General features: G+C 70.3%; 11 protein-coding genes. 5 read left to right on the top strand and 6 right to left on the bottom strand.

Annotated features, from left to right (window positions below):
* Positions 1-364 precede the first annotated feature (364 nt).
* Positions 365-1,186 carry a GIY-YIG nuclease family protein gene (locus O2W20_RS09295; RefSeq protein WP_269185494.1) on the bottom strand — a complete coding sequence of 274 codons (822 nt, stop codon included), beginning with the start codon at positions 1,184-1,186 and terminating at the stop codon, positions 365-367.
* A gap of 346 nt (positions 1,187-1,532) precedes the next feature.
* On the opposite strand from O2W20_RS09295, the gene O2W20_RS09290 reads away from it, so the two are divergent.
* The 3 genes from O2W20_RS09290 (at position 1,533) to O2W20_RS09280 (ending at position 4,112) form a co-directional block, all read left to right on the top strand.
* Positions 1,533-1,664: a type II toxin-antitoxin system Phd/YefM family antitoxin gene (locus O2W20_RS09290; protein ID WP_269172913.1), complete on the top strand. Its 132-nt coding sequence runs from the start codon at positions 1,533-1,535 to the stop codon at positions 1,662-1,664.
* Positions 1,651-1,809 (top strand): hypothetical protein, encoded by a 159-nt coding sequence (locus O2W20_RS09285; protein WP_269172914.1) that lies wholly within the window; start codon positions 1,651-1,653, stop codon positions 1,807-1,809. The genes O2W20_RS09290 and O2W20_RS09285 overlap by 14 nt, the downstream gene beginning before the upstream one ends.
* Before the next feature lie 1,112 nt (positions 1,810-2,921).
* Complete coding sequence (locus tag O2W20_RS09280) at positions 2,922-4,112, top strand: DUF2924 domain-containing protein (protein WP_269172915.1); 1,191 nt, start codon at positions 2,922-2,924, stop codon at positions 4,110-4,112.
* 617 nt (positions 4,113-4,729) lie between these two features.
* Here O2W20_RS09280 and O2W20_RS09275 read toward each other — a convergent pair.
* Positions 4,730-5,320: a hypothetical protein gene (locus tag O2W20_RS09275; RefSeq protein ID WP_269172916.1), complete on the bottom strand. Its 591-nt coding sequence runs from the start codon at positions 5,318-5,320 to the stop codon at positions 4,730-4,732.
* A gap of 1,029 nt (positions 5,321-6,349) precedes the next feature.
* Between O2W20_RS09275 and O2W20_RS09270 the strand changes: the two genes are divergently transcribed.
* Positions 6,350-6,817: a hypothetical protein gene (locus O2W20_RS09270; protein WP_269172917.1), complete on the top strand. Its 468-nt coding sequence runs from the start codon at positions 6,350-6,352 to the stop codon at positions 6,815-6,817.
* 525 nt (positions 6,818-7,342) lie between these two features.
* On the opposite strand, the gene O2W20_RS09265 is transcribed toward O2W20_RS09270, so the two are convergent.
* The 4 genes from O2W20_RS09265 to fabG form a co-directional block, all read right to left on the bottom strand.
* Entirely contained in the window at positions 7,343-8,215 is an 873-nt protein-coding gene (locus O2W20_RS09265) for an alpha/beta fold hydrolase (RefSeq protein WP_269172918.1), read from the bottom strand.
* A 53-nt stretch (positions 8,216-8,268) separates the two neighbouring features.
* Positions 8,269-10,227, bottom strand: a complete 1,959-nt coding sequence (locus tag O2W20_RS09260) for a 3-oxoacyl-ACP synthase III family protein (protein WP_269172919.1) — start codon at positions 10,225-10,227, stop codon at positions 8,269-8,271.
* Entirely contained in the window at positions 10,224-15,788 is a 5,565-nt protein-coding gene (locus tag O2W20_RS09255; protein ID WP_269172920.1) for an ATP-binding protein, read from the bottom strand. Before O2W20_RS09255 ends, O2W20_RS09260 begins: the two co-directional genes overlap by 4 nt.
* Positions 15,789-15,862: 74 nt before the next feature.
* Positions 15,863-16,678, bottom strand: a complete 816-nt coding sequence (fabG, locus tag O2W20_RS09250; RefSeq protein WP_269163098.1) for a 3-oxoacyl-ACP reductase FabG — start codon at positions 16,676-16,678, stop codon at positions 15,863-15,865.
* A gap of 220 nt (positions 16,679-16,898) precedes the next feature.
* Here fabG and phaZ point away from each other — a divergent pair, with 220 nt between their 5' ends.
* Entirely contained in the window at positions 16,899-18,140 is a 1,242-nt protein-coding gene (phaZ, locus tag O2W20_RS09245; RefSeq protein WP_269172921.1) for a polyhydroxyalkanoate depolymerase, read from the top strand.
* Positions 18,141-18,324: the final 184 nt, after the last annotated feature.

Raw genomic sequence — 18,324 nt, 5'->3', positions numbered from 1 at the left:
CAGGCGATGCGGGTCAGCGCAGGCGGAGTCCGTCGGCGTCGTCGGCGGGCAGGGCAGTGCTGCACGAACAGGTGACAGGTCAGGGCCTGCGTCTCAGAGCCGGAGGCGTGTGCGTATGTAGGGTGTCCCCCTCGGACACCGAGTTGAACCCCCGCGGTCATCAGGCCGGTGGGGGTTCTCCTGCTTCTGACGTCGGCACGTTGGCTCGATCCCTGAAGGACCGGAGCCGGCCAGCTGGTCGACATCCTCAGCCGCCCGGCTATTTCCGCATGGGTCTACGGTGAACCGAACCGGGGGCAGTCCCGGACACCGGCTTCGACCGCTGAAGTGCTTCCCGGCGCACAGGGGTGCACCTCGCTGCTGACTAGTTGGCGTTGAGACCGAACCGCCGGGTGAGCAGCTTGGACTTCCAGTACGACTCGATCTGCTCGATCGTGTCGTCGGGGGTGTTGCCGTCGACGACCTCGAGCACTGACACCTGGTAGTGCCGGCGGCCGTGGCGGGCGACGGCCTTGAGCCGGACGTCGCCGCCGTCACCGCCGTTGGCGTACTCCAGCCAGCGGCCGAGCAGGCTGTAGGCACCCTTCGCCGAGCCGACGTACTGCTGTCCGGACTCGACGTCGACCAGCAGGTAGACGCCCTTCACGGCGCGCAGAACCTGCTGCCAGCCGTGCGGGAGGGCGGGGATGTCGTCGACCGGTCGGACGAACTCGCGGAAGCCGGGGAAACGGGGTTCGTACTGCTCGGCAATTTCGAGGACCGGCTTCGGCTGATTGGCGGCTCGCTGGACCCAGCTCCGAGTGCCGGCCCCCCAGTCGATGACGATCTTGTCGGTGTAGCCGCCGAGTTGCTCGAGCAGCCGCAGGTCGTAGCTCTGGTAGCCGGACACGTCGACGCCGGTCAGAGCGTCCACGTTGCCGGCCGGGCAAGTGTTGCTGCCGGCGACCTCGTAGAGGCCGACGAACACGGTCTTGCGGGCCTCGGTCACGATGAAGCTGGCGAGCAGGTCGCCCACGTCGAACAGGCTGCGCTGCTGGACGCTCTGGTACCGCTCGAACGTTGATCTGTCGTTGCGCCAGGCCTCGTAGAGCCGGCCGGCCTTCACCCGGTTGTCCTGGTGTCGGACCAGGCGGACCTTCGCCGGGTCGACACCCTCGAGGGACAGCAGGTCGTTGAACGTCAGCATCGGCATCCCCCCGGGGTCAGCGCCTCGGCGACACGATCTCAAGACGCTCGGCTAGCTGCACGGTAGCTTCGATCCCCGGAGTGATCTCCGGGGAACCGCCGGGGTCCAGCCGCCTGACACCAGCATGCTGACCGCCCCAGTCAGGCCGACGACGAATGGGCCGAGATCCTCGGAGTAGAACTCGAGGACCGGATCGAGGAGTCGTAGAGCTTTCCCGTGGCCGCCGGCGCGCGCGTCACGGCGATGACAGAGCGCGCGAGCTGGAGCTTCCGACGCGCAGGCATGGGTGTCGAGATGTTCGGCGCCGCCGTTTCCCCCACGTGTCTTCCTGACCGTAGTTCGAGTCATGACGACGCAGTCTCTCGCCGCGGTGAAGGCGCAGTTCAGCAAGGTCCTCGACGAGGTGGCGGCAACCCACGAGCGAGTAGTTGTCACCGGAAACGGAAGTCCGGTCGCCATCATTCATGGCCGTCGATGACTACGAGTTGCTGATGGAGACCCTCCAGATCCTCTCCGACAGGTCGGCCGTTGCCGAGATCCGCGAGGCCGAGCAGCGGATGGCCGGCGGCCAGGCGTTCAGTGAGGAGCAGGTGCGCGCGGCGCTGGCCGATCGTCACGCGTGAGCCAGACCCGGTCCAAGGTCGTTCTCCCCGCCTCGCGCCCAACGCGCGATCGAACGGGACCTCCCCGAGTTCCTTGCCTTCGCCGTAGCCGACTTCCTGTACGGCCCGCTCGCCGAGGATCCGTACCGGGTAGGCAAGCCCTTCACATACAGCTCCAGGAGCTACTGGTCGGCGCGTCGGGGTCAGTACCGGCCGACGCGGTCACCGACCTCTCAGTCCCAGGACGGAAGCCGTGTGCGTATGTGGCATGTCGCCCCTCGGACACCCTGTCCCAGTTCCCGTCCCAGGGAAGTTGGGACCACTGCGGGGACGCCACGTCCCCCATCTCGCTAGACGCTGTCACTCGCGGGGCTGACGAGCCTGCCCGGCTCGAGGAGGCAGGCGCCGTCGTGGGGGATCCCGCCCCGGGCGTCCCCGCCGGTATCCCGGGCTTCCCCCTGACCGGGCTGGTTTCACGCGGCGACAACGGCCGGTTCGGCGACCGGCAGCGGGCACCGGCGAGCCGACTCCAACCCACGCCGGCGGCGCCACGACCGCCGTGGCGCCGTCGGGTCCACCCTCCGATCGACACTCCGACGGGGAGCGCTGCCTGGTCCTGCAGGTGCCGGCCGGCAGTCGGGTAATCGTCGACCTGCCCGCAGCAGACGGTCCGGGTGGTGGACCGCCGATGATCCTGCGCCTAGTGGACGGACCGAGGCCCGTGGCCGTGCCGCCGGTGAACGCTCCTGGTGTCGTCGAGGTCGGACGATGAGTGGCGCGCGAAAGCGGGTATGCGGCTGCGGCCGGTGTGCGCACCGCCTGGTGTACCTGCCACCACCCTCGAATCCCGCAGAACCGGAGGCAGGCGACCGACAGGGTCCGGTGTCGGCGGCCGAGGCGACGTGGGAGTGTCTCTGAGGCCGCCCTTCAGGGCGAACGTTGCCTGACGCGGCACTAGTTGTCGGGCTACCAACGCAAGCAAGCGCAGTCCTCTGACCGGGCGAGAAGCCCGGCCGCAAGAGTCTCAAACTGCGCCGGCTATCTCGCGGATGGACGAGCCACTACCCACGCAGGGGCATGTCTGCCGGGGGTGTCGAGGCCGTCGTGGCGTGGGCGCAGGCAGACTGCCGGGCGTGAACACGACGGATCCTCGGCAGCGCGGTACAGGGGCAACGTGGTTCGTGCCTTCCATCAGCGGCGAGCCACTGCTGATCGACCTGCCCGGCGCGAACCTCGACTTCGCCGTGATCACTCGCGAGAGCCTCGGCGGCCTGGACGAGTCCTGGAGCGTGCCAGGGACCTACGTCTTGCTGGACCCAACTGACGCCAGCGGCCGGACCGGGGTCTACGTGGGCAAGGCACCAGGTGGACTCACTACCCGGATAAGGCAGCACGTTCGGGTGCGGGAGGAATGGCGGCGCGCGCTACTCATCCGCAGGCCGTACCAGGGCTTCAACAGCGCAGAGGTCGGCTGGCTGGAGGGACGTCTCTACGACGTGCTGAACTCGGCGGCCCGGATCGCCCCGGGGAATGGCAATCGACCGAGTGACGAGACGCTCGCCCCCTGGCAGCGCCAACAACTGGAGGCCATCATCGGCCCCGTCCTCGGCGTGCTCCGGGCGTTGGGTCTCGACCCGGACACCCCGGATCAGCAGGCACCACAGCTGGACCCCAAGCCAGCAACGCCGCGGGCACGACACGAGGCCAACCTGACGGACCTCTTGCAGGCGGGACTGATCAGTGATGGCAGCGTCCTCCATCCGACGACGTCGTCGTACGAGGGCAGCGCCACGGTCATGGCCGACGGAACCCTGACCGTTCACGGCCAACCGCACGCGTCGCTGTCCTCGGCGGGCAAGGCGATTACGGGACACAGCGTCAACGGCTGGGAGTTCTGGGGGCTGCTATCGGGAAGCGGCGAACTTGTGCCCATGACTTCCCTGCGAGGCCCCAGCGCCCAACACGACTTTGCGCCGGAGGCGGCTACCTCCTTGGCGTCATCCGCAAATCCCGACCAGCGGACAGACGCTGAGCGTCCCGAGGCGCTTCCTGCAGACCGAGGCACAGTAGATCTGTTGACTCTTCTGCAAGCCTCAGCGTTGTCCGTCGGTGACGTCCTCACCGTCCGCTACAAGGGCACGGAGTACCGGGCCACCGTCACAGCCGATGGACACCTGTCCCTGAGCGGAAGGGACTACCCCAGTCCGACCGCCGCGGCAGTTGCGATCACTGGCAGCAACGTCAACGGCTGGCGCTTTTGGAAAGTGCAGACCGGGCAGACGCTTGGGAGCTTGCGCGGCCAGCTCGATGAGCGCGACCACTGATCGATTGGCTTGCTTCGGCCCCGCTGTCAGCGTCGCAGGGAGGTCCAAACCAGTCGCTCAAAGCGATCGGAGCTGGACAGCAACTGCAAAGCATGGAAGAGCGATCGGTCCGTGTCCCTTGGTGGACCAGCTGGTGCTGCGTTAGCAACGTCCGCCGTGAAGGAGCAGCGGGACAGCCGGCGCGGAGCCGGACCGCTGCCTGCTTGAGTTCGGCGCTACGCGGTCCGGCGAGTGACGCATGCGGGACCGAAAAGGGAATCCCCCGCGAGCGCTTCCTGTTCCGGTGGCTGGCCGGTCATCGGCCAAGTCGATCAAACGGGGGGCCTCAGGAACACCGTCCGTACTGGCAGTTGTGGCGAGAGGTGGGGATCCTGTGGGCCTCAGCCTCCTTACACCAGGCGCATTTAGACTTGCCGGCCTTCGTGCATGCACACGCCATGACGTCCTCCTATGAACGATCCATTGTGGGCGGCAATCTAAAGAGTTCCGATTAGCGGGAGTCTGGGGGGCGAGTTTGGTCGGTCAAGCGACGCGTGCGCTGTATTGGACTCAGCTCACCTAGGATGTACGAGCCCATTACGCCCTGCCGCGTGGAAATGCCACCTCCGCCTGCGGAATCAGTAGCGCTCGAGATCTTTCCAAGCGTTGCCCTCCGCGGTGTTTTCCAGAAGTAGTCCCTTTATGCGGCCGGGAATGTCCTGTATATAGGGCACGACGTCATGGTCCCAGGATCCTAGATCCTCAAGAACCTGCTGAGGCGAGGCCCCGTCGTGCTCCTCGATGAAGCGACTGCCCAGCAGCTGATCCTGTGACGAGATGAGCTGGTAAGCCTTCAGCTTGAACATGATCGCCACCTGAGTAAGCATGATCCGTTGATTATGATTCGATATTGGGTAAGAACCTGTCATGAGGATGTCGGCAACGTAATCTGCTGGCAACTCAGGGACGTCGTACCGGAGCAGACCGTCAGGCAGTACCCCGGTAGATGAAAGCGACCGATCCTGCTGCTTCCAATGCCCAATGATGGGCAACCGCTGAAGCCGGTCATCACCACTCCCGAGCGGGAACAAACCCGCCTCAGTCGCGTCGCCGCGCTCCCAGAACGTGGCTATTATTGGACTTCCGTCGCCATCCGAGAAGGTCACGACACGGTCTGGCTCGGCGCCATCGCCAAGCCACGTGTAGCCAGCAGGCGCGAGCGCCGGCATGTGCTCGTACGGGGGTGCGTTGAGCAGTCGGGCGGCCGAATCCAATGCCGAGACACTGTCTTGCAACCCGAGCGCAGAAGAAAGGCGTCTACCAGACGCGACGGGCCGAGGCCCCCTCGCGGTGGATGCCGAGATCCGAGCGTTGCGACGGCTAAAGAGCCCCATGCCAGGTCCTTGCCTCTGGGAACCGATGCATCGATCGTGGCTCCTACCTACACTCCCGTGGGGCGGGACCCGCGACTCCTGTCTTGTTCGTCAAACGCGGAGGATGCGACGCGTCTCATGACCGTCAATCTGATCCACTGCCCTCCATCGAGACGCGGGCCGCCCAGTAGCAATCCAGGCGGCGAGCGTGATGGGCCAGAACAGCACTTTGGCAGTCGTGGCCAACGCCCAGCCCCCAAAGCCGGTGGGATGCGCCAGGATAAACTCGCGCCAGTCGGGTGCAATGTCAGGAAACCCGACGCGTCGATACAGGGCGAACCAAGTAATGAAGAAACCGCCCCAGTAAACGATCACAAGAGCGGTTCCCATGGCCTGTCCCCCCGTAGCGTGGAGGGAACTGTGGCGGGGCCGAGGAGATGCGTCAAGGGGGGCAGGCGCGGCAATATGGCGAATCGGCGTGTCGCCCGGCGCGTGGCAGACCGCCGACCCTTCCGCTAGCGGCTCTACGGCGAATGCAATGTGACTTGCTCAGTCTCTTCGGTCAGCAGTGCTTCGGACAGCTACCGGACTGCCGGGGAGGCACCCCGCGGGCGAGGCTCAAGGACGACTGTGGCCCGCACTCGCTGCGGCACACCACGCTCGACTGGCTGCGCAGCGTGTCCAGCCCCCAGGTGCTCGCGACGTTTGCTGGCCACATCGAGCCCGGAGCCACACGGCACTACCTGCACCCGCAGTTCACGGAGCTGTGCCAGGCCGTGGAACGCCTCTTCGGACCTCTGAACGCTCCTCGTCACCACGCGGCTTTCGACCCATCAACTTGCCGGCCGTCGCCGAGCGCCTCGCCGTCCACGGGAGGCACCTGCCATGACGACGGCCCCTGACATCACCGCGCGGCTGCAGCTGGAGGCCACACGCTCCCTGCTGCGGGAGCTGCGAGAGCTAGAACCGCTGCACGAACAGATCGCCTCGTTACTCCCCGCCAACACCGAGGACACCGTGGAGCACTGGTGGGCCGAGCCGGGCCTGCCCTTGCCGGACAACCCAGCGCCCGACCGACTCAGCCCCGCCGCTTGGCTGCAACTGGCCGGCCTCGCGCCCCGGCACCTGCGGGCCTACCGACGACTGCGGTACCTGCTCAAGGAGCTGCAGCTGACCTGCAGCGAGGACGTCAGCACCGCCGCCGAGCAGCTCCTGGACAGCGTGCCCGACATCGGATCCTCCTGCACCACATCGGCTCTCAGGAGGACGCGCGGGGCAATATGGACCTGCTCAACGATGACGCGGACAGGCTGGTCGACCTGCTCCGGAGAGAGCACGGGCGTCCCGTCCTGAAGCGAAGCAGCCCCTGAGAGCCAAGTCTCGAGCAATCCGGGGGCGCCGCCCGGCGTCCCCGGTAGCCCGCAACGCAGGAGGGTCCAATGTCCAGCGCCGTTCCGTCCGGCCCCCTCCGGCCGAAGTGCGTCCCACGCCCCCTGGGACGCCGTCCCACATCGGTGGGAACCTGGGTGGGAAGGGGTGACAGAGTCCCCCCTCAGACACCGAGTTGAACCCCCATGGTCATCAGGCCTGTGGGGGTTCTTCCGTTCCTGCTGTCGGCACGTCAACTCGATGCCTGAAGGACCACGTAGGCCGGCTGGCTGATCTTGCTTCTCGGGAGCCCGTAGTCGCCTCACAGGCAACGGTCAACTGAACCGGGGCAGTCCCCCGCGTGAACAACCTGTCCGGTCACGACACCTGGCCAGCTCTTGGTCGGCCGCGGCGCGGGCAGCCCTGACAATGACGCTGCCCACAGTTCCCGGTGGCCTCGCGGCGCGCGAGGCCAGCTGGTGCGCCCCGGACCGCATCATCCCTCGATGGTCAGCCACGGCGGGGGGTACGGCCGGACAGCCGCCGAAGCTCCTCGGCCATCACCTCCGGGTACTGCAACGGCAGGAAGTGCGTGCCGGCCATCTCACGGAGCCGGGCCCCGGGCACCGACCGAGCTGCCCTGTGCACGTCGGCAACGTCGACCAGGGAGTCGTAGCGGCCCGCCACGAAGGTGACCGGGCAGGCCACCCGGGTGACGTCGAGTGGCGCGTGCTGGGCGGTGGCGTCCGCGAGGTACCGGAACCAGGACCAGTCGTTCCCGGCGAACTCGCGCAGCACCGCGCGCAACAGGCCCGGGTGGGCCGCCTCCTGCGCGGGTCCGCGCAGCGCCGCCAAAGACAGCAGCTCCTGCCAGGGCGGCAAGCTGGCCGACACCAGCGGCAGCAGGGGCCCCATGACCGGCAACAGCCGGCTGCCCAACCGGCCCATCGGCGACCGCAGCCGTCGGGGCACGCCGTAGGTGCCGAACAGGGCGGCGTAGCTGCCCCCGGGGACGCCGGCGACGGCGAGCACGGCGCTCACCCGGGCCGGGTCCTCCAGAGCCAGTTCGAACGCCACGTTGACCCCGAGCGACCAGCCCACCACCATCGCCGAGCGCATCCCGTAGGCGTCGAGCACGGCGCGTGCGTCGTCGGCGTGGTCCTCGATCCGCACCCGGCTCCGGTCGGCCGGGCGCTCCGAACCGCCGAGGCCGCGCTGGGACCAGCTGACCACCCGGTAACCGCTGTCCGGGGCGACGATCCGCGGCCAGGCCGCGGGCGGAGCGCCCAGCCCGTTGCACAGCAGCACCGGGATGCCCGTGCCGTCGTTGCACCAGGCGCGGAGGGCGGTCCCGTCCGCGCCACGCACCTCGCGGGTGCTCATGGCGGCCTGCTCACGCGGGCCTGCTCACAGGCGTGGACCGCCGGCGCGCGCCGTCACCCGAAGGCCACCCGCATGTCCTCCGAGGCCGGCGAGGCCCCGTCCGACGCCGGGAGGGCCGGCTCGGCGCGATCGAGGTCCGGGGCGGCCCCCTCCTGTACGGCGACGACCGCGGGGTCCAGCGTCAGGACGGTGTAGCCGGCCACGGCTCCGGCGCCGAAGCCCGGCGCGAAGATGCGCACCGGTGCGGTGATCACGCCGTCCCGCACCGCGTCGTGGATGGCCAGCGGGATGCTCGCGGACGAGGTGTTGCCGACCTCCTCGATGTTGAAGTAGAGCTGATCGGGCGTGAGCCCGGCCTGCTCGGCCAGCTGCAGCACCATGGTCTTGTTGGCCTGGTGCGGGACGATCAGGTCGATGCTCTCGAGCAGGGAACCCGCCCGGCCGTCGGGGTCGGGCAGGGCCGTGATCTCCTCGATCATCTGCGCGAGGTAGCGGCCCGCCAGCGCCTTCACGTGCGGGCCGAAGACGGTGATGTTGTTGTCGAACACCGGGTTGGGCCAGATGATCGAGTTGACCTCGCTGGCCGGGCCGCTGGCGTAGGTCTGCAGGTAGTGGAAGTCGGGCGCCGCGCCGTCCGGCGCCGGCCCCACGACCATCGCCGCCGCGCCGTCCCCGAAGATCATCCGGGAGGTGCGGACGTTGCCGATCTTGTCCGAGAACTTCTCGACGCACACCACGAGGACCGGCCGGTCGACCTCCTGCAGCAGCCGGGTCGCCTCGGCCAGGCCATACGGCATCCCGGCGCAGGCGGCGACGAGGTCGTAGGCGGCGTGGGTCTGGTGGATCCCGAGCTGACCGCAGATGTACGTGGCCAGCGAGGGGATCAGCCGGGAACTCGTGCAGGTGCACACCAGGACGCCGCCGATCTCCTCCGGCTCCCGCCCCGCCTTCGCCAGCGCCGCCTGCGCAGCCTGCAGGGCGAGCTCCTCCAGGCTCAGCGAGCTGTACTCGCGCTGCCGGATGCCGGTCTTGGCGCCGATCTCGTCGGCGCCCATCGGCGACCAGTTGTAGGCGGAGTTGCGGATCAGGTCCTCGTTGCTGCACACCTGGTCGCCGTGCACGGCGGCCAGCGACTCCAGGCGGGGCAGCACGGCGAACTGCCGGCGAACGTCGATCTCCCGGAACGGGCGCACCGGTGGCCGGCTCTCCCGCGCCGGCGCCGCGGGACGGCTCCGGACGCCGGCGTCCAGGCGCCGCAGGAAGGCCCGCACCTCGGCGTCGCGCGGGTGGAAGGTCACCACGTAGTCGTCGTCGGCCAGCTGGCCGGCCTCGACCAGCTCCACCTGCGACCGGTCCCACGGGTACTGGTTGTGCAGCACCATCGCCCACCGCAGCAGCGCCTCGAGCTCGGGCACCTCCTCGTCGCAGTCGAGGATGTCGGTGTAGTCGTAGACCGGGTAGTCCGGGTCGTAGTCCGGCAGCCGGAAGGTGAGGTTGGCCGGCGTCTCCAGGAACTGGGCGACCGTGGGCTTGACGGCCGGCAGCGTGGTCGCGTGGTTCCTGCGGTTGCCGAAGACGTCGAACAGGATGCCGAAGATCCGGTCCTCGACGGGCTCGTCCCACTGGGCCGGCAACGTCGGGTAGGCCGCCTGGACGGCGGCGATCTTGGTGTCGCCGCCCTCCCACGGCTCCAACACGGGCAGGAAAACGTCGGTCCGGGTCCGCGGCACGTCGGCCCAGCGCGTCGGCCGCTTGTCGTACATGGTCATCGCGAAGCGGTTGGCCCAGAACAGGTTCAGCGCGAGGTCGCGCATCAGGGCGTACCGGCTCTCGTAGCCGCCGACCCGGACCTTGTCCAGGATGTCGGTGCCGCTGGGGGCCTTGGTCTCGAAGTCCCGGCGGATGACGCTGTCGAGCTGCTCCAGGGACTCCATGGTGGAGAAGTCCAGCTGCGGGAAGATGTTCGTGGGCAGTACCAGACGACCGTGCTTGTTGAGGGCGAACGCGTTCATGTCGACTCCTCCTGGAGTGCGTGCGACGGGTCCTGCGTAGCGCGCTGCATCCCTCGCTTCACGGCGTCGATGAGGCGGGGGCGCAGCTCGGCAGCGGGGATGATGGCGTGCACGGAACCCATCCGGCGGGCCCGCTCGATGTCGTGCACCGCCTCGAACTCGGCCCCGACCTCGCCCAGCTTCTCCGAACGGACCGTGCTGCGGAGGGTGGCGAGCTCCACCCGGAGCCGGGCCTGCTCCACCCCGTCGGCCGCGGCCACCGAGGCCTCCAGGTCGCGCACCCGGGGATCGGCGGCGGTGCGCTTGTCGACCTCGCCGGTGAACACGACCGCGGCCGCGGGCGCCCCGCCCAGGACCGAGGCGTAGGAGCCCTCGACGGCCAGCACCTCCATGTTGTCGTTCAGGGCGCCGGAGAAGACCACGAAGGCGCCGCCGTGGTACCGGGAGACGACGCAGAAGACGATCGGGCCGTCGAAGTTGACGATCGCCCGGCCGATCTCGGCCCCGTTCTCCAGCTGCACGTTGCGCAACGACTCCGGCGAGCCGTCGAAGCCCGACAGGTTCGCCAGCACCACCAGTGGCCGGTTGCCGCTGCACGCGTTGATCGCCCGCGCGGCCTTCTTCGACGACTTCGGGAACAGCGTGCCGGCGGTCCACTGGTCGGGGCCGTCCGCCGGGAAGCTGCCGCGCCGCGGGATCGGCCGCGACTCGATCCCCAGGACCGTGACGGGGTGGCCGCCGAGATGCGCGTCCTGGACGACGGTGGTGTCGGCCTCCGCCATGCCCGCCCAGCGCTCGAGCACCGGGTGGTCCTGGTCGGTGACGGCCCGCATGACCGTCCGGATGTCGAAGGCCTTCTTCCGGTCCGGGTTGGTCTCGGCCGAGAAGATGTCACCGACCGTGGTGAACTCGCTGGACGGGTGCTGGTGCGGGAACGAGCGCACGTCACGGTCGACCGGGTCGCCGCTGTCGGAACGTCGGGCCCAGCGCTCGCCGGGGGTGACGTAGGCGTACTCGTAGTGCTGGAAGAGCAGCTCGACGGCCGCGGTCAGGTTCGGCGCCCAGTACTGCGCCTGACCGTTGGGTCCCATCACCCGGTCGTAGCCGCCGATCCCGAAGTTGTCCTCGGCCGACACGCCCCCGGAGTAGTCCAGGGAGTGCTTGCCGGTGAGCACCATCGCGCTGTCCGGGGTCATGACCAGGATGCCCTTGGTGTGCAGCAGCATCGTGGCCTCGGCGTTCCAGTACGGCTGCGCACCCACGTTGATGCCGGCCACGACGACGTTGACCTCGCCGCCGGCCTGGGTGAACGTGATCAACCGGCGCAGCGCCCGCGCCACCCCGTCCATGTTCTCCGTGCCGCTGTCCATCGAGATCTTGGCCCCGGACGACAGCGCGAACCACTCGACCGGGATGCCGCGCTCCTCGGCGAGGTCGATCGCGGCGACGACGAGGGCGCACTCGGGGACGGCGACGGTGCCCAGGGCCTTCGTGGGGTCGCCGAAGAGCACCACCCGGGTCATGCCCTCGGGGTGCCGCGTGGTCGGCGTGGTCACCACGCCGACCACGATGCCGGCGCGGTTGCGGCCGGGTGGGCGCTCGACCGGCACCAGCCGGCCGGCGTCGTCCAGGTCGTGCTCGACGAAGGTGCCGCCCGGACCGGCGAGCAGCGGCGCGAGCTCGTAGGGGTACACGGTGCCGCGGGCGCGCGAGCGCAGCACCTTCTGGGTGTAGTCGTCCAGCGGCCGCATCGGCTCGGTCGGCCGGTCGGTGACCCGCATGCTCACGCCGGTGCCGGGTGCGTAGGCGAAGCGCAGCGCCACCTCGCGGGGCGTCGCGGAACCCTCCTCCTGCAGCCGGGCCAGCAGGATGATCTCCTCCAGCCCCGCTCCCGCGGTGAGCGGCGCCGACGCCCGGGCGAGGCTCGCGAGTTCCGCCAGCGGGACCTCGATGGACGGCCAGGCGTAGAGGAACACCCGGTTGTGGTCCAGGGGACGGCGCGACCTGCGCTGGGACTGCGCCCGGCGCAGCCCGTCGAGACAGGCCGTGAGCTGCCGCTCGACCGTCGGGTACGCGACGACCTCGCCCGCGTCGTCCCGGACGGGGGTCAGGTCGCGGACCTCCGCCATCGCGATGAACCGTTCGTCGTTCGGGTTCTCCTTCGCGCCGATGTGGAACAGGTACGTGTCCTCGGCCGACGGCAGGCGCACACCGTCGAAGTTCTTCAGGCGCCACAGGTTGAGTCGCTGCGCGGTCAGCGGGTGGAGTCCACGGATGATCCGGTCCTCCACGAGCCCGCCCGCGTCCCGGCCGTCCGCTTCTGCGCCGTCCGCTCCTGGGCCGTCCGGCGCCGGCCGGAAGGTCACGGTCTCCACGTCACCGTCGGGGGTGGAGACCGTCACCGTCACCCGGCGGGCCGTCCGCAGCGGCGCCACGGCGTCCAGCAGGTCGCGCAGTTCCGCCGCCATCGTGTCGACGTCCGCCGGGCGGTCCGGCCAGGACAGGTAGAGGTCCACCAGCAGGTGCGGGGGGTCGGCGACGTCCTCGGCCGCCCGCGCGAGCGCGGACAGTGCGGCGGGGAGGGCCTCCCGCTCGGCCATCACGGCCACCAGGTGCAGCCGGGACCCGTTCAGCTCGTAGTCCGCCGAGACGCACGAGTGACCGCCGAGCAGGGAGGTCCGCACGTGCTGCAGGTCGCGGCTGCGGTAGTAGCGGCGGGTCAGCACCTCCAGCACGGGATCGGGCTCCGTCGTCGGCCGTCCGGCACGCTGGCCCAGCAGCCGGATCAGGGGCTCGGGGCTCGCCACCAGCGTCTCGATCCGGGCCATGCCGGCGCCGGTGTCGCCGCGCGCGCCGGCCTCGTCGAGCTCGGTCAGCAGCCGGTCGGCCTCGTCGAGCACCTCCTGTCGGGCCCGCTGCAGCACCGGCTCCTCGAACCAGCGGAAGCGCACGGCGCGGGCCAGGTCACCGACGGTCGGGTAGCGCAACTGGGTCGCGGTGACGAGCCGGTCGAGCACCTCCCCCACCTCCGCCCGCGACGGCCCGGGAAGAGGGCTGCCGGCGTCGAGCCAGCGCTCCAGCAGCGCCTGGACCGCGGGGAGCTGGTCGGCGATGCGCTGCTGGGCGAGGAAGATGCGGTGCACCGCCTCCTCCAGCGCCGGGCCCGGTTCGAGGTCGCGGACGTCGTAGTGCAGCAGCGCCCGGGAGAGCCGAGCGCGGAAGCTCTCCGGCAGCGCCTCCCGCTCGACGTCCAGGGAGTGCAGGTAGGCGTGGAAGTACTCCCGCGGGCTGTGCACCTGTTGGTCGGCTTCCTCCTCCTCGCTCGCCGGACGGTTGCGGGCCAGCTCGCAGAGGTCGGCGAACGTGGTGAGCACGGCGAGCTCGCCGCGCAGCAGTTCCGGGTCGTCCACCGGCAGCTCGCTGCGGCCCGTGCAGTACTCGGCGACCAACGCCCGGGCGTGGTCGGCGCTGACGTCCCAACCGGTGATCAGCGCCTCCAGCTCGGCCAGCAGCGGCGCCGCCGTCTCGCACGGGTCGGGCTGCGCGTCTGCGGGGCGCGGGAGCACGATCCGCTCGCCCGAGGCCTCCTCGACGTCCCCACCGGTCCGTTCCAGGTCGAGCAGCGCGACGCCGGCATCGACCTGCACGTTCGGCCCGACCAGCACCTGGCGGACCCGGCCGGCGAACGGCGCCCGCACGGCGGTCTCCATCTTCATGCTCTCCAGCACGGCGACCGTCTGGCCGGCCTCGACCTCCTGTCCGGCCTGGACCCGGAGGGCGACGACGACCGACGGGGCGGGCGCGCGCACCAGGCCGCCGGCGTCGCGGGTGACCCGGTGGGACACGCCGTCGACCTCGACCAGGTGCGAGCCGGCGGCCGTCACCGCGACGACGGAGAAGCGCCGACCGTCGACCGTGAGACGGCTCTCCAGCGGGCTCAGCCGGTCGACGTCCACGTCGACGGACCGGCCGTCGAGCTCGACGCGGTGACGGTCGCGGCTGACCTTGGCGGCGGTCAGCCGGTAGACCTGCCCCCGGTGGCCGAGCTCGACCGTGCGCCCCACCTCGTGCGGCGCGCGCGGTCGTCCGCCCCGGGCGGACGCCAGGAAGGCCGCGCGTTCCCGGGCCTCCTCGGAGTCGGAGACGTCGACGGCCACCTGGAGGAGGGCGACGAAGCCGTTGAGCGTGGTCTCCGCCTGCTCGCTGCCCGTGCGGTCCAACCAGCCGGTGTCGGCGGTGCCCGCCACGACCTCCGGCCGGTCCAGCAGGTCGAGCAGGAAGGACTTCGTGGTGGTGCCGCCCCGCAGCACGACGGTCGTCTCGCGCAGCGCGCACCGCAGGCGCGCGAGCGCCTCGGGGCGGTCCCGCCCCCAGGCGATGACCTTGGCGACCATCGAGTCGTAGAGCGGCGGGACGACGTCCCCGACGCCGATGCCGGTGTCCACGCGGACGCCCGGGCCGGTGGGCAGCCGCATCAGCTCGACCCGGCCGGGTGCCGGGGCGAACCCCTGCTCGGCGTCCTCGGCGTTGAGCCGCACCTCGACGGCGTGCCCGGACTCCGCTGGCGGGTCCCCGACGAGCCGGCCGCCGGCGGCGACGTGCAGCTGGAGCTTCACGAGGTCGAGCCCGGTCGTCACCTCGGTCACCGGGTGCTCGACCTGCAGCCGGGTGTTGACCTCGAGGAAGGTGAACAGCTGCTCGGTGGGCTGGTACAGGAACTCGACCGTGCCGGCACCGACGTAGCCCGCGGCCCGGACCAGCGCGATCGACGACTCCCGCAACGCGGTGTCCTGCTCGCGGCTCAGGACCGGCGAGCTGGACTCCTCCAGCACCTTCTGGTTGCGCCGCTGCACCGAGCAGTCCCGTACCCCGGGTGCCCACACCGCCCCGTGCTGGTCGGCGATCACCTGCACCTCGACGTGCCGGCCGCCCTCCACCAGTCGCTCCATGAACACGATCGGGTCCCCGAAGGTCCGCGCCGCCTCGGCCTGCGTGCGGGTGAGGGCCTCCGCCAGCTCACCCTCGGTGCGGACCACCCGGATCCCCCGCCCGCCACCGCCGCTCCTGGCCTTGACGATGAGCGGGTAGCCGATGACGGCGGCGTGCCGGTGACCGTCCTCGACGGTCTCGACCGGGCCGCCGCTCCACGGCGCGACGGGGACGCCGGTCTGCTCGGCGAGGACCTTGGCCTCGATCTTGGCGCCCAGCAGCCGCATGGCCCCCGGTGGCGGCCCGATGAAGGTCACGTCGAGGTCGGCGCACAGCTCGGCGAACGCGGGGTCCTCCGCGACGAAGCCCCAGCCGACCCACGCGGCGTCAGCTCGGCTCGCCTGCAGCGCCCGGCCGAGTTCTCCGTGGTCCAGGTAAGGGGTCCCCCCACCGGTCTCGCGGAGGACGACGGCCTCGTCGGCAGCGCGGACGAAGGAGGCCCGGCGCTCGGCCTCGGTGTGCAGCGCGATCACGCGGATCGCGGTGCCGTGCTCGGCGTTGATCTCGCGCACGGCCCGGATGAGCCGCAGAGCGGGCTCGCCCCGGTTGACCACTGCGATGCGGTGGAACACCCGCACACCCCTCCCCCGTCGACGGATCGGTCAGGTCATCGGCGCAGGGCCGAGGTCGCACCGCTGAAACGGGCTCACATGTCGAGCCCGCCGTTGACCCCCCACACCTGGCCGGTGATGTAGGACGAGGCGTCGGCGGCCAGGAAGTGCACGACGCGGGCGACCTCCTCCGGCTGTCCGAGCCGACCCAGCGGGATCTTCGCCCGGAGACCGGCGACCACCTTCTCCGGAACGGCGTCGAGCATCTCGGTCGCGGTGTACCCCGGCGTCACGGCGTTGACGGTGATGCCGATGCCGTCGGTGTGACCGGCGCGCTGCAGCTGCATCGCCGCCTCCCGGGCGAGGGTCTTCGTGAGCCCGAACAGCCCCGACTTGGCCGAGGCGTAGTTGACCTGCCCGATCCCACCCGTCTCGCCGATCACCGAGGAGATCATCACGATCCGCCCGCTCCCCCGCTCGAGCATGTGCGCCAGCGCGGCCTGGGACAGGTAGAAGGCCCCGGACAGGTTGACGTCGATCACCCGTCGCCAGTCGTCGTCGACCATCTTCGCCACGGTCCGGTCGACGGTGATGCCGGCGTTGTTGACCAGGATGTCCAGCCGGCCGTGCTGCTCGACCACCTCGGCGACACACCGGCGGCAGTCGTCCGCGGAGCCGATGTCACCGCGGTGCATGGTGACCTGCCGGTCGGGGAAGGTGTCGCCGAAGCCCTGGGCGAACTTCTCCGCCGCCTCCTGGTTGCCGCTGTAGCCGGCGGCGACGTCGGCGCCCTGGGCGGCCAGACTGCGGCAGATGGCCGCGCCGATCCCGCGGGTCCCGCCGGTCACGAAGGCCACCTTGCCCAGGAGCTTGTCGCCCGTCCTGGTGCCGCTCTCCTGTGTCGCTGTCATCGCGTCCCCCTCGGTCGCGGCGCACCCGCGACTCCTCGGAGCTGGAGCCCCCATGGCTCCACCTGCGCAGCTCCGGGCACGGGCGAGCATGGCCCCGGCCTGGCAAGGCCGTCAACGCGAGACGGACGAGTCGACGCGACCTGCCTCCGGGCTACGGATACAGTGACCGGTACGTGAGGTGCGTCACCCCGCGCCCACTTCGTCGTGAGGACAGGACCGCATGCTCTACACCGCCTACGACCTCCAGCGCCGCATCGCCTCTCCGCTGGTGACCGCGTCGGAGCGGACCGCACGGGCGCTGAACGCGGTGCCGGCCCCGCTCGCCGGGTTGGGCGTCCGTCACGCCCGGGCAGCCTGCGACATCCTCGCCCATGCCCGCCCCACCCACGACCGTCCGCCGTTCGGGATCGACGCCGTCCCGGTAGGCACCGAGATGGCCGTCGTGACAGAGCACCCGACGCTCCAGACGCCGTTCGCCACGCTCATCCACTTCCAGAAGCCGTCGGTGACCGGGCAGCCACGCGTGCTCGTCGTCGGGCCGATGTCGGGACACTTCACGACGCTGATCCGGCCCACCATCCAGACCCTGCTGGGTGACCATGACGTGCACGTCCTGGACTGGCACAACGCCCGGGACATCCCCGTCGCGGACGGCACGTTCGGGCTCGACGAGTACATCGAGCACGTCATGCAGGCGCTCCGTCACCTCGGTCCGGACACCCACGTCGTCGCGGTGTGCCAGCCCGCCGTCCCCGTCCTGGCGGCTGTCGCACTGCTCGCCGCCGAGGGCGACGTGGCCCAGCCGAGCAGCCTGACGCTGATGGCCGGACCGGTCGACACCCGGGTGAACCCCAACCGGATCAACACGATGGCCGCGACCAAGCCGCTGGCCTCCTTCGAACGCAGACTCATCGACACCGTGCCGGCGCGGTACGCCGGCGCCGGCCGCCGCGTGTACCCGGGCGTCGTCCAACTGACGGCGTTCATGTCGATGAACCCCAAGCGGCACCTGGGGGCCCACCTCCGGCTCTACCTCGACCTGGTGACCGGCGAAGACGAACGGGCGGCCACGACCCGCGCCTTCTACGACGAGTACGGCGCGGTGATGGACGTCCCTGCGGAGTTCTACCTCGAGACGGTCGGCCGCATCTTCCAGGAGAACCGGCTGGCCACCGGGCGGCTCACCTGGCGGGACGTCCCGGTCGATCCGGGGGCCATCACCAGCACCGACCTGCTCACCATCGAAGGTGCCCGGGACGACATCTGCTCGCCCGGCCAGACCCTGGCCGCGCACGGCCTCTGCACCGGGCTCCCGGACCACCGCAAGCACCAGCACCTGCAGCCTGGGGTCGGCCACTACGGGGTGTTCAGTGGCTCCCGTTGGGAGGCAGAGGTCTACCCCGTCCTCCGTGACTTCATCGCCGAGGTCGAGTGCCGGGAGCCGCTGGCCCCCTCAACCTGAGCCGCCCCGGCACTGGCCGGAGGTGGCGGTGGCCTCCGGTCCGCGCCGTTGGGTCGTGAGCTCCTCGCCCGCGCCAGGGTCTCGGCCCAGATCCCGGAGCCAGCGGCCGTTCGGGCCAACACCAGCCGCCACCCCGGGCGGGTCTGCCCGGGAGTCTGGGCAGTCCCCCACAGCGAGTGCCTCC

The sequence above is a fragment of the Modestobacter sp. VKM Ac-2982 genome, from assembly GCF_026967935.1.
GTDB lineage: Bacteria > Actinomycetota > Actinomycetes > Mycobacteriales > Geodermatophilaceae > Modestobacter.
The sequence above is the reverse complement of the archived record's forward strand: the minus strand, read 5'-3'. Positions and strand labels throughout refer to the sequence as shown.

Coding starts and splice junctions, on each gene's coding strand:
- O2W20_RS09295 (WP_269185494.1), bottom strand. CDS start 1,186: ATGCTGACGTTCAACGACCTGCTGTCCCTCGAGGGTGTCGACCCGGCG.
- O2W20_RS09290 (WP_269172913.1), top strand. CDS start 1,533: ATGACGACGCAGTCTCTCGCCGCGGTGAAGGCGCAGTTCAGCAAGGTC.
- O2W20_RS09285 (WP_269172914.1), top strand. CDS start 1,651: ATGGCCGTCGATGACTACGAGTTGCTGATGGAGACCCTCCAGATCCTC.
- O2W20_RS09275 (WP_269172916.1), bottom strand. CDS start 5,320: ATGCCGGCGCTCGCGCCTGCTGGCTACACGTGGCTTGGCGATGGCGCC.
- O2W20_RS09270 (WP_269172917.1), top strand. CDS start 6,350: ATGACGACGGCCCCTGACATCACCGCGCGGCTGCAGCTGGAGGCCACA.
- O2W20_RS09265 (WP_269172918.1), bottom strand. CDS start 8,215: ATGAGCACCCGCGAGGTGCGTGGCGCGGACGGGACCGCCCTCCGCGCC.
- O2W20_RS09260 (WP_269172919.1), bottom strand. CDS start 10,227: ATGAACGCGTTCGCCCTCAACAAGCACGGTCGTCTGGTACTGCCCACG.
- fabG (WP_269163098.1), bottom strand. CDS start 16,678: ATGACAGCGACACAGGAGAGCGGCACCAGGACGGGCGACAAGCTCCTG.
- phaZ (WP_269172921.1), top strand. CDS start 16,899: ATGCTCTACACCGCCTACGACCTCCAGCGCCGCATCGCCTCTCCGCTG.